Here is a 14747-nt window from a genome sequence, read left to right on the forward strand (position 1 = left end):
TGACGGAATTCAGGACGCCGGTCCACCAAGGGTGCCCTTCCTCACCGTGGGAACAGACGCCACACCGGACAGATCCGGGCCGTCTCGACGCCCGTTACGCTTCCTGGGTGCCGTCGACTTCCCCCGAACCCGATTCGCCCTCGGATCACAGGTCCGACGGAACCGGTGTCGGTACCCGCGTGCTCACGCTGACCCGGCGCGCCCTCGGTGTCGACGGCCGCGGCGCACGACTCGATGTGGCCACCGTGCTGCACGGCGACGAGACCGAAGGGCGCGGGCTCGATGCCACCGAGACCGTACAGTTGCACCGCATCCGACTGTTCGGTGCGAGCGGCGCCGTCCTCATGGCCGTCGGCGCGCTCGGGGCCGGGGCGCAACCGGTGCTGCAGAACCCCGTGCAGGGCGTCCGCGCGCTCGGACTCGCTGCCCGGATGCCCAGCGCCGCGCTGACCCTGACCATGACGGGGACCGTCCTGGTCGTCCTCGCGTGGCTCCTGCTCGGGCGTTTCGCGATCGGACGCCGCGACCCCGACGGACAACCGCGCCGCCTGACCCGGTCACAGCTCGACCGCACGCTGCTGTTGTGGATCCTTCCTCTGATCGTCGCGCCCCCGATGTTCAGCAAGGACGTGTATTCCTATCTTGCGCAGAGCGAGATCGCCGCACGTGGCTTGGACCCGTACGGAATCGGCCCGGCCGGTGCACTCGGCGTCGATCACGTCCTGACCCGGACTGTGCCGAACATCTGGCGCGACACCCCCGCTCCATACGGACCAGCCTTCATCTGGCTCGGCGAAAAGGTCACACTCCTCACCGGCGAGAACATCGTCGCGGGCATCTTCGTACACCGGTTGTTCGCATTGCTCGGCGTCGCCTTGATCGTGTGGGCCCTGCCGCGACTCGCGCGGCGGTGCGGTGTGGCTTCGGTGAGCGCCCTGTGGCTCGGCGCCGCGAACCCACTGCTGCTGTTCCACCTCGTGGCGGGTATCCACAACGAGGCGTTGATGCTCGGGCTCATGCTGGCCGGCGTCGAACTGGCGTTACGCGGGGTCTACCGCGACACGGACGGCACGCCACGATGGCAGGTCGTCGCGTGGCTTGCGGCGGGCACATCCGTGATCGCGTTGTCGTCGATGATCAAGGTGCCGTCGCTGCTCGCCCTCGGCTTCGTCGGCATGGCCCTGGCCCGCAAATGGGGCGGATCGGTGCGCTCGGTCCTCACGGCGGCGGCAGCGCTCGGTGTCGTCGCACTCGCGGTGATCGCCCTCATCAGCTGGGGCAGCGACCTCGGACTGGGCTGGACGCACACCCTGGGCACCGCTACCGAGGTCCGCAGCTGGATGTCGATCCCGACCTTGCTCGGAGTGGGAACCGGCCTGGCCGGAGTCCTACTCGGCCTCGGTGATCACACCACCGCAGTGTTGTCCATCACACGACCGATCGCCGCGCTGGTGGCGGCGTTCGTCACCGTGCGAATGCTGCTGGGCGTCCTGACCGGACGTCTGCATCCCGTCGGCGCACTGGGTGTCTCCCTCGGCGCGATCGTGCTGCTGTTCCCGGTGGTCCAACCGTGGTATCTGCTGTGGGCGGTGATTCCGTTGGCGGCATGGGCGAGCCGGCCGATCTTCCGCGTCCCGACGATCGTGTTCTCGTCGGTGGTCAGCGTGATCCTGATGCCCAACGGTGGCGAATACCAACCGTTCATCATCGTGCAGGCGGCCATCGCCACGATCGTGGTCGCCGGTCTCCTGATCATCGCGACCCGCAATCTGCTGCCGTGGCGCGGTGAGGATCACGCACCAGCGCGCCCGACAGAAAACGTCGACGCCTACGCTGGAAACCCGTGACCTCGAAATCTGCCGCAGGTGCGGCTCCCGCTGTGCGCCTCGACGGCGTCGTCAAGAAATTCGGGGGTGTGACCGCGGTCGACGGACTCGACCTGACAGTCGAACCCGCTCAGGTACTCGCTCTGCTCGGCCCCAACGGTGCCGGCAAGACCACCACGGTGGAAATGTGCGAAGGGTTCGTCACCCCCGACGCGGGCACGGTCCGCGTTCTCGGGCTCGACCCGATCACCCAGTCCGACCTCCTTCGGCCACGGATCGGGGTCATGTTGCAGGGTGGCGGCGCCTACCCGGGTTCCAAGGCCGGGGAGATGCTCGATCTGGTGGCTGCCTACTCCGCGGACCCACTCGATCCGAATTGGCTGTTGCAGCGCCTCGGACTCGAGGACTCCCGCCGCACCCCGTACCGGCGACTCTCCGGTGGGCAGCAGCAGCGCCTCGCGTTGGCGTGTGCGCTCGTCGGTCGCCCGGAACTGGTGTTCCTCGACGAACCCACCGCCGGATTGGACGCCCAGGCCCGGCTGCTGGTGTGGGAACTGATCGACGCCCTGCGTCGCGACGGTGTCGGCGTGTTGCTCACCACGCATCTGATGAACGAAGCCGAAGAACTCGCCGACGAGATCGTCATCATCGATCACGGCAAGGTCGTCGCCTCGGGGACCCCCGAGGAGGTCACCCGGATCGGTGCGGAGGGCCAGCTGTGGCTGTCGGCGCCACCCGACCTCGACCTCGCCGCGTTGCGCGTTTCCCTGGCAGACCCCTACCGGGTGCGCGAAGCGCTGCCCGGTCGTTATCTCGTCGAAGGCGATATCGATCCGTCCGTGGTCGCCGCGGCGGCCACGTGGTGTGCCGAGCAAGGTGCGCTCGCCACCGAGATCCGCGTCGACCAGCGCAGCCTCGAGGACGTGTTCCTCGAACTCACAGGACGGGAACTGAGAGGTTGAGTGTGACGCCCCGCGACCGCCTGGTCGACAACCGATTCACCCCCGGCACCTTCACGCCGGATCCACGACCCAACGCGCCCACGAAGATGCTCGTGGCACAGACTCGGATGGAACTGACTCTGCTGCTGCGCAACGGTGAGCAGCTTCTGCTGACGATGTTCATCCCGATCACCTTGCTGGTCGGACTCACTCTCCTGCCCATCGGCGACCTCGGCGACCCCCGCGTCGAGCGGGTCCTGCCCGCCGTGATGATGGTCGCGGTGATGTCCACCGCGTTCACCGGACAGGCGATCGCCGTCGGATTCGATCGCAGATACGGTGCACTGAAAAGGCTCGGCGCGACCGCCCTCCCTAAATGGGGCATTATCGCAGGTAAAAGCGCTGCGGTCGGGATCGTAGTGGTGATGCAATCAATTCTCCTGGGCGCAATCGGACTCGCGCTCGGCTGGCGCCCGAGCGTGATCGGGTTGGTCATCGGAGCGGTGGTCATCGCACTGGGAACGGTGATGTTCGCGACCCTGGGCCTGCTGCTCGGTGGCACCATGCGCGCCGAGATCGTGCTGGCGCTCGCGAACATCGTGTGGTTCGTTCTGCTGGGCATCGGCAGTGTCGTGCTCCTCGACGACGTGATCCCAGAGGCACTCGTGCACGTGGTCCGGTTGGTGCCGTCCGGATCCTTGACGTTGGCGCTCGACTCCGCGATCGCCGGAGGGGTCGATTGGCTCTCGATCGTGGTGATGGCGGTCTGGGCGCTGATCGGTGGCGCAGCTGCCGCCCGCTGGTTCCGGTTCACCTGACATGCGAGACGCGGGAGCACCCAACTACAGGCCGTAGTGGACGGAGTCGTACTATCGTGACCGTGCTGTATCGCGGCTATCTGAGTCTTGTCGACCGTCTGCCCCTGCCATCCCTCCGGACGCAGAAGATCATTGCGTTTCTGTCGATCGTGGTGCAGGGCGCCATCGCCGTCACCGGTTCGGTGGTACGCGTGACCGCGTCCGGGCTCGGGTGCCCCACATGGCCGCAGTGCTTTCCCGGCTCGATGGTGCCGGTCGGTGTGTCGAGCAACGTGAACACGTTGCATCAGATCGTCGAGTTCGGCAACCGGTTACTCACGTTCGTCGTCGTCCTGGTCGCCGCCTCGATCGTCCTCGCGGTCACACGGGCACGGAGGCGCCCCGAGGTGATCGCGTGGGCATGGGTGATGCCCGCAGGCACCGTGGTGCAGGCGATCATCGGCGGAATCACCGTGCTCGCAGGCCTGCTGTGGTGGACCGTCGCGATCCACCTCGTCGCCTCGATGCTCCTGGTGTGGCTCGCTGTGATCCTCTACACCAAGGTCGGTGAGCCCGACGACGGCGTGGTGGTGCAGACACTCCCCCAGCCGCTCCGGTGGCTCACTGCACTCTGCGGGGTCGCACTCGCCGGAGTCCTGATCGCCGGAACGATGGTCACCGGCGCCGGCCCGCATGCCGGCGACAAGAGCATCGACCGGCCGGTGCCGCGCCTGGACCTCGATATCACCAACCTCGTACACCTGCACGCGGAGTTGCTCGTCGCGTACCTGGCTCTACTGGTCGGCCTCACATTCGCGGTGTACGCAGTGCACACCACCGACGCCGTGAAGCTACGTCTGAAGGTCGTGCTGGCACTCGTCGTCGCGCAGTCCTCGATCGGTCTGATCCAGTTCTGGACGGACGTGCCGGCGGTGCTGGTGGTCATGCACGTCGCCGGCGCGGGACTGTGCACTGCTGCGACCGCAGCCGTCTGGGCTGCGGGCCGGGTTCGCACCGATTCTCCGGACCGCGAACCCGTCGCGGTCTGAGTTTCCTCTACAGATACGACTTCGGCCGCCCGAGGATCTCGGGCGGCCGATGCGTTCGTCATGCGGGCTCGGTCAGCGTTCGTTGCGCGCCTTCGGGAACCGGGTCTGCTTCGCGACCCAGCCGGCCATCTTCTTCCAATGCCCCTGTGCCGGTGTGGCGATGCTGGCGACCTCACGCTCCCAACCGGAGACGGTGACGTTGGGCAGCGCATCGACCACCGCGTACGCGGTCGGCAGGTCGGCGACCACACGATCGCCGAGCACACCGTCCTCGGCGACGACGGTGATCCGCACGCCCACGTATCCGACGGGCTGGATGACCGCCTTGGCGGTCTCGCCGTGCTCGGCGACGAAGCTGCGGAGGGACGAGACGATGTCGGCCGGTGCCGGCGCGGTCTGGGTTTCGACGCTCATGCCTGCAGAATACTGTGGCCGTATGCGCGCAATACAAGTGGCACAGCACGGCGGTCCGGAAGTCCTCGTCCCGACGGAACTCCCCGACCCTCGACCCGGCCCCGGCGACCTGCTCGTCCGAACCGACGCCGTCGGCGTCAATTTCATCGACACCTATTTCCGGACCGGGATGTACGGCTCGGATCTGCCCTATGTCCCGGGTTCGGAGGGCACCGGGACGGTGGTGGACGTCGGCTCCGATGTCGACGATTTCGCCGTCGGGCAGCGAGTGGCGTGGTGCGCCGCGGAGGGCTCCTACGCCGAACTGGTCCGCGTCCCGGCAGCCGTGGCAGTGCCCGTTCCGGACTCGATTCCCGCCGATCAGGCCGCAGCGGTGCTGCTGCAGGGAATGACCGCGCACTACCTGATCGAATCGACCTATCCGGCGCAGCCGGGCGACACGGTGCTCGTACATGCGGGGGCGGGGGGCGTCGGGCTGCTCCTGACCCAGCTCGCCGTCGCCAAGGGCGTCCGCGTGATCACCACGGTCTCCACCGACGAGAAGGAGGCCTTGTCGCGGGAGGCGGGTGCGGCAGAGGTTCTGCGGTACGACGACGATCTCGGCGACCAGGTCCGGGCCCTCACCGGCGGTGACGGAGTGGCCGCCGTGTACGACGGGGTCGGTGCGGCAACTTTCGAGGCATCGCTGACGTCGCTGCGCATCCGCGGCACCCTCGCGCTGTTCGGGGCGGCGAGCGGCCCGGTGCCCCCATTCGATCTGCAGCGTCTCAATCCGGCCGGGTCGTTGTTCGTCACCCGTCCCACGCTGGCACACCACATCCTGACCCGCGAGGAGCTGCTGTGGCGCTCCGGTGACGTGTTCGCGGCGATCGCAGCGGGAACGCTGAACATCCGGGTCGGCGCGACGTACCCCCTCGCCGACGCGGACCGGGCACACACCGATCTCGAGTCGCGCCGCACCACCGGCTCGATCGTGCTGCTCCCGTAAAGGAACTCCCGCGACGATCTCTGCTTCCCGCGTCGGTTACGCGTCGTACGACCAGTGCGGGAAGCAAGAATTGTCGCGGGAAGGGTGTCAGAAGTACGACGCGATGGTCGGCAGATCCAGCACAGAATCCACGGCCAGGCCGAGGCATACGACGGCGAGATAGTTGTTGGACTGCAGGAAGAGCTTGAGGGGCTTGACGGACGCGCCGCCGCGAACGCTGTTGTAGAGCTGGTGCGCGACGTACAGGAACCACGCCCCCGCCAGCACCGTGACCACTGCGTAGACGAGACCGGCCGCGGGCACGATGACCAGCGTCGCCAAGACCGTCGCCCACGTGTAGAACAGGATCTGCTTGGTGACGTGCTGTTCGGTGGCGATCACCGGAAGCATCGGCACCCCGGCCGCCTTGTAGTCCTCCTTGTAGCGCATCGCGAGCGCCCAGGTGTGCGGCGGAGTCCAGAAGAAGATCACCAGGAACAACACGATCGGTTCCCAGCTCAGCGACCCGGTGACCGCGGCCCAGCCGACCATGACCGGCATGCACCCTGCGGCACCGCCCCACACGACGTTCTGCCACGTGCGGCGTTTGAGCACCATCGTGTAGACGAGCACGTAGAACGCGATGGTCACGACGACCAACACGCCGGCGAGGAGATTCGCGCGCCACCACAACCACAGGAAGGATGCGAGTCCCAGCACCACACCGAACACGAAGGCGTTGCGAGTCGGGACCGCTTGACGCGCAAGAGGCCGCAGCGCCGTGCGCTTCATCACCTTGTCGATGTCGGCGTCGACGACGCAGTTGAGCGCGTTTGCGCTCGCGGCACCCATCCACCCGCCGAACAGGGTGCTCAGGATCAGGACGATGTCGACGCTGCCACGGTCGGCGAAGAGCATCGCGGGAATCGTCGCGACGAGCAGCAGCTCGATCACGCGCGGTTTGGTCAACGCGATATACGCGAGCACCGTGCCGGAAAGACGACCCCACGCGGTGTCCGGTCGTGGCGTGGCGGGAACCTCCGGGGCGCCCAAGCCGTGACCTCCTGGTCGCCGCCCTGCTCGCACACTGTCTCCTTGCACCACGCGAATACGCACCTTCGCTCGCCCGCTCACGGTCGCCCGGTCGTTCGGACGCGCCACTACTACGGACGATGGTAGACCGCAGCCACCTGCGGACCGAATCGACCCGCTCACCACCGGGCATTACTCTGGAGGAGCGCGTGGGGCTTTGACACCCGCCGGCACCCCGTACACCCATGTCAGGAGACTTCTGCTCGTGTCGATCACAGACGAGATCCGCACCCTCACCCAGCCGGTCCACCCCGCCGACTGGACCGACCTGGATACCAAGGCCGTCGACACCGCGCGGATTCTCGCCGCCGACGCCGTCCAGAAGGTCGGAAACGGGCACCCGGGCACCGCAATGAGCCTGGCACCACTGGCCTACACGCTCTACCAGCGAGTTCTGCGGCACGATCCGACCGACCCGAAGTGGGTCGGCCGCGATCGCTTCGTTCTGTCGTGCGGGCATTCCAGCCTGACGCTGTACGTGCAGCTCTACCTGTCGGGCTACGGCCTCGAACTCGCCGACCTCGAGTCGCTCCGCACCTGGGGTTCGCTCACGCCCGGACACCCCGAATACGGCCACACCGCGGGCGTCGAGATGACCACCGGCCCGCTGGGCCAGGGTCTCGCCTCCGCCGTGGGTATGGCGATGGCAGCACGCCGTGAGCGTGGCCTGTTCGACCCCGAGGCCGCGCCGGGCTCGAGCCCGTTCGACCACTACATCTACGTGGTGGCCTCCGACGGCGACATCGAGGAGGGGGTTACCTCCGAGGCGTCCTCGCTTGCCGGGGTGCAGGAACTCGGCAATTTGATCGTCTTCTACGACGACAACAAGATCTCCATCGAGCACGACACTGCGATCGCCCTCGGTGAGGACGTCTCGAAGCGTTACGAGGCGTACGGCTGGCACGTGCAGACCGTCGAGGGCGGCGAGAACGTCTCCGCTCTGCTCGAGGCCGTCGAGAACGCCAAGGCGGTCACCGACCGTCCGTCGTTCATCTCGGTACGCACGATCATCGGTTACCCCGCCCCCACAAAGATGAACAGCGGCGACGCTCACGGTGCCGCGCTGGGCGCCGACGAGGTCGCCGCAGTCAAGACCGCTCTCGGGTTCGATCCCGAGAAGAACTTCGACGTGGCGGCCGAGGTGATCGAGCACACGCGCCGTGTCGTCGATCGCGGCACCAAGGCCCGCGAGGCCTGGCAGGCCGACTTCGACGCATGGGCCGAGCGTGAGCCGCAACGCAAGGAACTGTTCGATCGTCTGCACGAGGGCAGCTTCCCTGCGGGCTGGGTCGACGCACTTCCTACGTACGAACCGGTCGAGAAGGGACCGGCCACGCGTGCCGCGTCGGGTAAGGCACTCGCTGCCCTCGGCCCGATCCTGCCCGAACTGTGGGGCGGCTCCGCCGACCTCGCGGGCAGCAACAACACCACGATCTCCGGGTCCGAGTCGTTCGGCCCCGCCTCCATCTCGACGAAGGACTGGACGGCCCAGCCCTACGGCCGGACCCTGCACTTCGGCATCCGCGAGCACGCTATGGGGTCGATCCTCAACGGCATCGCGCTGCACGGTCCCACCCGCCCCTACGGTGGCACGTTCCTCGTGTTCTCCGACTACATGCGTCCCGCGGTGCGTCTCGCTGCATTGATGCAGACCCCCGCGATCTACGTGTGGACGCACGATTCGATCGGTCTCGGTGAGGACGGTCCGACACACCAGCCGATCGAACACCTCACCGCGCTGCGGGCCATCCCGAACCTCGCGGTGATCCGCCCCGCAGACGCCAACGAAACCTCGTTCGCATGGAAGTCCGCGCTCGAGAACCGCACCGGCCCCACGGCGCTCGCACTGACCCGTCAGAACGTGCCGGTACTCGCGGGCACCCGTGAGAAGGCCGAAGAAGGCGTCGCCCGCGGTGCCTACGTGCTCGCCGAGGCGTCGAACGACACACCCGAGGTCGTGCTCCTGGCCACCGGTTCCGAGGTCGAGCTCGCCGTCGCCGCCCGCGACACGCTCGAGGCCGACGGTGTCCCGACGCGGGTCGTGTCGGTACCGGTCCTCGAGTGGTTCCTCGAGCAGGATCAGGCGTACCGCGACGAGGTGCTGCCCCCGTCGGTCAAGGCCCGTGTCTCGGTCGAAGCCGGCCTGGCAATGTCCTGGTACCGGCTGCTCGGCGACGCGGGTGAGGCCGTCTCGCTCGAGCACTACGGCGCCTCCGCCGACTACAAGACTCTGTACCGCGAGTTCGGCATCACCGCCGAGGCCGTCGTCGACGCCGCCCGCCGCTCGCTGACACGTGTGAAGGGATGACCCCGATGACCCAGCAGACTTCCATTCAGAACGAGACTCTGGCACAGCTGTCCGCCGAAGGCGTGTCGGTGTGGCTCGACGACCTGTCGCGTGAGCGGATCGAGTCCGGCAATCTCGCCGAACTCGTCGCGACCCGCAGCGTCGTCGGTGTGACGACGAACCCGTCGATCTTCCAGGCGGCTCTGTCGAAGGGCCAGGCCTACGACGCGCAGATCCGCGAGCTCGCCGCGTCGGGTGCCGACGTCGACGCGACGATCCTCGCTGCCACCACCGACGACGTGCGCGCGGCGTGCGATGTGCTCGCCCCGGTCTTCGACGCGTCCGGCGGTCTCGACGGTCGTGTATCCATCGAGGTCGATCCCCGGTTGGCACACAAGACCGACGAGACGGTCGAGCAGGCGATCGAGCTGTGGAATATCGTCGACCGCCCGAACCTGTTCATCAAGATTCCGGCGACGGTAGCGGGCCTGCCTGCGATCGCCCGCGTGATCGGTGAAGGCATCAGCGTGAACGTGACACTGATCTTCTCGGTCGATCGCTACGAGCGGGTGATCGATGCATATCTCGACGGTCTCACCGCCGCCAAGGCGGCCGGTCACGACCTGTCGCAGATCCGGTCGGTGGCGTCGTTCTTCGTCTCGCGCGTCGACACCGAGATCGATCCGCGACTCGAGGAAATCGGTACCGACGCCGCACTTGCTCTGCGGGGCAAGGCCGGAGTCGCCAACGCTCGCCTGGCCTACGCGGCGTACCGCGCGGCGTTCGAAAGTGGCGCACGATTCCCATCGCTCGAGGCCGCGGGTGCCCACCCTCAGCGGGCACTGTGGGCCTCGACGGGTGTGAAGAACCCCGCCTACTCCGACACCCTGTACGTCACGGAACTGGTGGCGCCGAACACGGTCAACACCATGCCGGAGAAGACCCTCGAGGCCGTCGCCGACCACGGCGAGGTCACCGGCGACACCGTCACCGGCAACATCGCGGCCGCCCAGCAGGTCTTCGATGCACTCACCAAGATCGGAGTCGATCTGCCCGACGTCTTCCGCAAGCTCGAAGACGAGGGCGTAGAGAAGTTCGAGGTGTCCTGGAACGAGTTGCTGACGGCCACCTCTGAGCAGTTGGCTGCACACGCTCCGGGCGCGGAGGGCTGAGCGTGCGCGAATCCGGCGCGGCGGCGTGGGTCAACCCGCTGCGGGATGGCCGAGACCGTCGTCTTCCCCGCATCGCTGGGCCATGCGCCCTGGTGATCTTCGGGGTCACCGGCGACCTGGCCCGACGGAAGCTGATGCCCGCGGTATACGACCTGGCCAATCGAGGTCTCCTGCCGCCCGGATTCGCGCTGGTCGGTTTCGCTCGTCGGGACTGGGCCGACGAGGACTTCGGTCGGATCGTGCACGACGCTGTACGTGACCATTCGCGCACCCCGTTCCGCGAAGAGGTCTGGCAGCGACTCTCCGAAGGAATCCGCTTCGTGCAGGGCTCTTTCGACGACGACAGCGCTTTCGAAGAACTGGCCACCACGCTCGAGAAGCTCGACCGTGAACGCGGTACCGGCGGGAACCACGCGTTTTATCTGTCGGTCCCGCCCGCCGCGTTCCCTGTGGTGTGCGGGCAGTTGTCGCGCTCGGGGCTCGCCGAACCGAAGGACGGCGCGTGGAGCCGCGTGGTGATCGAGAAGCCGTTCGGGCACGATCAGGAAAGCGCGCGCGAGCTCAATTCCGTCGTCGGCGAGGTGTTCTCCCAGGATTCGGTGTTCCGCATCGACCACTATCTCGGTAAGGAAACGGTCCAGAACATCCTGGCGCTGCGTTTCGCGAACCAGCTGTTCGACCCGATCTGGAACGCTCATTACGTCGACCACGTGCAGATCACGATGGCCGAGGACATCGGTCTCGGTGGTCGCGCGGGGTACTACGACGGGATCGGCGCGGCCCGCGACGTCATCCAGAACCACCTGCTGCAGCTGCTCGCCTTCACAGCGATGGAGGAGCCGGTCAGCTTCGCACCGTCCGAGCTGCGCGCCGAGCGGATCAAGGTGCTCTCCGCGACCCGTCTCGCCGAGCCTCTCGACGAGACCACCGCCCGCGGTCAGTACACCGCGGGCTGGCAGGGCGGTGAACCCGTTGTGGGGTTGCTCGAGGAGAAGGGCTTCGCGTCCGATTCGACGACGGAGACCTACGCCGCGATCACCCTCGAAGTGGACACTCGCCGGTGGGCGGGTGTGCCGTTCTACCTCCGCACCGGCAAACGGCTCGGTCGTCGCGTCACCGAGATCGCGGTGGTCTTCAAGCGCGCACCGCATCTGCCGTTCGACACCACGATGACCGAAGAACTCGGTCAGAATGCCCTCGTCATCCGTGTCCAGCCCGACGAAGGTGTCACCATGCGTTTCGGCTCGAAGGTGCCCGGATCCGAGATGGAGGTCCGTGACGTGAACATGGACTTCAGCTACGGCCAGGCTTTCACGGTGTCGTCGCCCGAGGCGTACGAACGGCTGTTGCTCGACGTCCTGCTCGGTGAGCCGTCGCTGTTCCCGGTGGACGAGGAAGTCGAATTGTCCTGGCGTATCCTCGATCCGGTGCTCGAACAGTGGGCGACGTCGGGTCGCCCCGACGGATACGAGTCCGGCACCTGGGGTCCGGCGACCGCCGACGAGATGCTCCGCCGCTCCGGCCGTGAATGGAGGCGACCGTGAGAGTTCAATTACGCGACACCTCTGCCGTCGATGTCAGCAAGAAGATCGTGGAACTGCGTCGCACGGGCGGCGTCGTCACCCAGGGTCGTGTGCTGACCTTGATCGTGTGTGCCGGCGACGCCCGACGCCTCGAAGCGTCGATCTCGGCAGCGACCGACGCGTCCCGCGAGCATCCGTGTCGCGTCATCGTGATCGGGCGGGGACGCGCCGACGGCCCACCCCGCCTCGATGCGGAGATCCGGGTCGCCGGAGAGGCCGGTGCCTCCGAGGTACTGATCCTCGCGTTGCACGGCGAACTCGGCGACCATCAGGAATCTGTCGTGGTCCCGTTCCTGCTGCCGGACACACCGGTGGTCGCGTGGTGGCCGAACCAGGCCCCAGCCGTACCCGCCCAGGATCCGGTCGGGAAACTCGCGGTGCGGCGCATCACCGATGCCACCAATGCCATCGATCCGCGGGCCGACATCGTGGGGCGGCTCACTGGGTACCGGCCCGGCGACACCGACCTCGCATGGGCCCGAATCACGTACTGGCGCGCATTGCTCGTCTCCGCATTGGACCAGCCTCCCCACGAGAAGGTGCTCACGGCGAAGGTCTCAGGTCTGCACGGAGAGGTCGCGATCGATCTGCTGGCAGGATGGCTCGCGAGCCGGCTCGACTGCCCGGTACAGCGCGCAGTCGGTGAGTTGCGCGTCGAGTTGCACACCGAAACTCAGACCATCGTGCTCGATCGGCCGCAGGACGGCCGCGTGGCCACGCTGCAGCGCACCGACAAACCCGACGCCCTGATCACCCTGGCTCGCCGCGACTCCGCCGAATGTCTCGCAGAGGAGTTGCGACGCCTCGATCCCGACGAAATCTACGAGGCCGCGCTGGCGGAACTATCGAAGGTGGAATATGTCTGAGTTCGGACCCGTGGACGTAGCGAAGTTCGCCGATGCCGATGCGGTCGCGAAGGCTGCTGCGTCGGAATTCGTCGAAGCGATCGTCGCGGCACAACGCGAGCGTGTACAGGCATCGGTTGTCCTGACCGGCGGGGGCACCGGCATCGCGGTGCTCGAGCATGTCGGCCGCGCTCAGGGCGGCATCGACTGGTCGGCGGTGAACGTGTTCTTCGGCGACGAGCGGTTCCTGCCGCCGGGCCACCCCGACCGCAACGAGGTGCAGGCACGCGCCGCGCTGCTCGATCTGGTTCCGATCGACGCCGCGCGTGTCCACACGATGCCGGCGCTCGGCGAGGACGGCTGCACCACCCCGGAGGAGTCCGCTGCTCGCTACGCGGAGATGCTCGCGCAGCACTCCCCCGACGGCACCGTCCCCGCCTTCGACGTGCACCTGCTCGGTATGGGCGGGGAGGGTCACATCAATTCGTTGTTCCCGCACACGGATGCGGTGCGTGAGGAGACCCGGTTCGTGGTCGGGCTCGACGATTCCCCGAAGCCCCCGCCCGCGCGGGTGACGCTGACGTTGCCCGCGATTCAGCGGGCGCGACAGGTGTGGCTGCTCGTCACCGGTGCAGCCAAGGCCGACGCGGTCGCCGCGGCGGTCGGCGGCGCCGATCCGCAGGAGATTCCCGCAGCGGGTGCGAGGGGCCGCGAGCGGACAGTGTGGTTCGTCGATCCTGCTGCGGCAGCGAATCTCCCGAAGTCCTGATCGTCCGACCCGTTCTACGCTCCGCGGAAGCTCATGCGGTAGTCGCGCGGATTGGTCCCGGCAACACGCCTGAAGTGGTATCGGAAGGTTTCCGCGGCATCGAATCCTGTTGCACGTCCGATCGCCTCGACCGGCCGATCGGTGCTTTCCAGCAGCGACATCGCCGCTCGAATGCGCTGGCGGACAAGCCAGTCCAAGGGCGGGAACCCTGTGTATGCCCGGAATCTCCGGTGTAGTGTGCGCGGCGATACGTTCGCTTCGGCCGCAAGGTCCTGAACTGTCCACGGGCGGCCGACATCGTCGCCGACGGCACCGAGCATGCGCGTGAAGGCGGGGTCGTCGCGCACCTGAATCCGGTCGACGTCGACGAATTGGGACTGGTCTGCGTGGCGATGCGGTGTCACCACCAGCCGCCTTGCGATGTCGTTGGCCCGCTCGACCCCGTGGTCGTCGCGAATGAGGGCGATGCTGAGGTCGAGACCGGCGGATGCTCCGGCGCTGGTCACGAAGTTGCCGTCGCGCACGACGATCGCCGCGATGTTGAGGTCGACAGCCGGAAATGCGGACCTCATGAGATGCTCGTGCCGCCAGTGGGTCGTGGCCCGGCGACCGTCGAGGAGTCCTGCCTCGGCGAAGGCGAACGCACCGGTGCAGACCGACACCATACGGGCGCCGCGTGCTGCAGCCCCGCGGAGCAGATCCGCCCACTCGGCACAGCGATCACGGTGGGCGTCTCGGACGCCCGTCACGATGACCGTGTCTGCGTCGGCGATGGCCTCGATCGGGAACTGAGGGATGAGCGCAGCCCCGCTGAGTGTCGTCACGCCCGCCTCCGGCCCGCAGGTACGCAGTTCGTAGTCGAGATCGGGTAGCTCGGACCATCGAAATCCCAGGGCTTCGACCACCGCACCGTATTCGAGAAAGGTCATGCCGTCGTACACCGGCAGCGCCACCACCTGGGACATGACCTAATCTTACCGGTACCTGGCGTTGCTGCCACTGTTC

The 14747-nt window shown here is 67.3% G+C and carries 13 protein-coding genes; 10 read left to right on the forward strand and 3 right to left on the reverse strand.

Features of this window, described 5'->3' with window-relative positions; genetic code table 11:
- The first annotated feature begins 107 nt into the window (after positions 1-107).
- The 4 genes from mptB to Q7514_RS01205 all read left to right on the forward strand — a co-directional run bounded on the left by mptB (position 108) and on the right by Q7514_RS01205 (position 4613).
- Positions 108-1847 (forward strand): polyprenol phosphomannose-dependent alpha 1,6 mannosyltransferase MptB, encoded by a 1740-nt coding sequence (gene mptB / locus Q7514_RS01190; protein ID WP_408016011.1) that lies wholly within the window; start codon positions 108-110, stop codon positions 1845-1847.
- A complete protein-coding gene (locus Q7514_RS01195) occupies positions 1844-2788 on the forward strand; it encodes an ABC transporter ATP-binding protein (protein ID WP_330131447.1) in 945 nt (314 codons plus the stop codon). The genes mptB and Q7514_RS01195 overlap by 4 nt, the downstream gene beginning before the upstream one ends.
- On the forward strand, positions 2785-3585 hold the full coding sequence (locus Q7514_RS01200; protein WP_330131448.1) for an ABC transporter permease: 801 nt from the start codon (positions 2785-2787) through the stop codon (positions 3583-3585). The genes Q7514_RS01195 and Q7514_RS01200 overlap by 4 nt, the downstream gene beginning before the upstream one ends.
- Before the next feature lie 62 nt (positions 3586-3647).
- Positions 3648-4613, forward strand: coding sequence for a COX15/CtaA family protein (locus Q7514_RS01205; protein WP_330131975.1), 966 nt, complete (start codon positions 3648-3650; stop codon positions 4611-4613).
- A gap of 72 nt (positions 4614-4685) precedes the next feature.
- Here the strand turns inward: Q7514_RS01205 and Q7514_RS01210 are convergent, their stop codons facing one another.
- On the reverse strand, positions 4686-5027 hold the full coding sequence (locus tag Q7514_RS01210) for a hypothetical protein (protein WP_330131449.1): 342 nt from the start codon (positions 5025-5027) through the stop codon (positions 4686-4688).
- A 22-nt stretch (positions 5028-5049) separates the two neighbouring features.
- On the opposite strand from Q7514_RS01210, the gene Q7514_RS01215 reads away from it, so the two are divergent.
- On the forward strand, positions 5050-6015 hold the full coding sequence (locus Q7514_RS01215; RefSeq protein ID WP_330131450.1) for a quinone oxidoreductase family protein: 966 nt from the start codon (positions 5050-5052) through the stop codon (positions 6013-6015).
- Between the two features lie 87 nt (positions 6016-6102).
- Here Q7514_RS01215 and Q7514_RS01220 read toward each other — a convergent pair whose 3' ends face one another.
- Positions 6103-7080: a heme o synthase gene (locus Q7514_RS01220; RefSeq protein ID WP_330131451.1), complete on the reverse strand. Its 978-nt coding sequence runs from the start codon at positions 7078-7080 to the stop codon at positions 6103-6105.
- Between the two features lie 211 nt (positions 7081-7291).
- Here Q7514_RS01220 and tkt point away from each other — a divergent pair, with 211 nt between their 5' ends.
- Genes tkt through pgl form a run of 5 tightly spaced genes read left to right on the forward strand, consistent with a single transcriptional unit; the run spans position 7292 to position 13742 of the window.
- Entirely contained in the window at positions 7292-9394 is a 2103-nt protein-coding gene (gene tkt, locus Q7514_RS01225) for a transketolase (protein ID WP_330131452.1), read from the forward strand.
- Between the two features lie 5 nt (positions 9395-9399).
- Positions 9400-10545, forward strand: a complete 1146-nt coding sequence (tal, locus tag Q7514_RS01230; RefSeq protein ID WP_330131453.1) for a transaldolase — start codon at positions 9400-9402, stop codon at positions 10543-10545.
- 2 nt (positions 10546-10547) lie between these two features.
- Positions 10548-12089 carry a glucose-6-phosphate dehydrogenase gene (zwf, locus tag Q7514_RS01235; protein ID WP_330131454.1) on the forward strand — a complete coding sequence of 514 codons (1542 nt, stop codon included), beginning with the start codon at positions 10548-10550 and terminating at the stop codon, positions 12087-12089.
- Entirely contained in the window at positions 12086-12994 is a 909-nt protein-coding gene (opcA, locus tag Q7514_RS01240) for a glucose-6-phosphate dehydrogenase assembly protein OpcA (RefSeq protein WP_408016012.1), read from the forward strand. Before zwf ends, opcA begins: the two co-directional genes overlap by 4 nt.
- Positions 12987-13742: a 6-phosphogluconolactonase gene (pgl, locus tag Q7514_RS01245; protein WP_330131456.1), complete on the forward strand. Its 756-nt coding sequence runs from the start codon at positions 12987-12989 to the stop codon at positions 13740-13742. The genes opcA and pgl overlap by 8 nt, the downstream gene beginning before the upstream one ends.
- A gap of 14 nt (positions 13743-13756) precedes the next feature.
- Here the strand turns inward: pgl and Q7514_RS01250 are convergent, their stop codons facing one another.
- Positions 13757-14707 (reverse strand): GlxA family transcriptional regulator, encoded by a 951-nt coding sequence (locus Q7514_RS01250; protein WP_330131457.1) that lies wholly within the window; start codon positions 14705-14707, stop codon positions 13757-13759.
- Between the last annotated feature and the right edge of the window lie 40 nt (positions 14708-14747).

Origin of the sequence: Rhodococcus artemisiae (assembly GCF_036327795.1) — a bacterium.
Taxonomy (GTDB): Bacteria; Actinomycetota; Actinomycetes; order Mycobacteriales; family Mycobacteriaceae; genus Rhodococcus; species Rhodococcus artemisiae.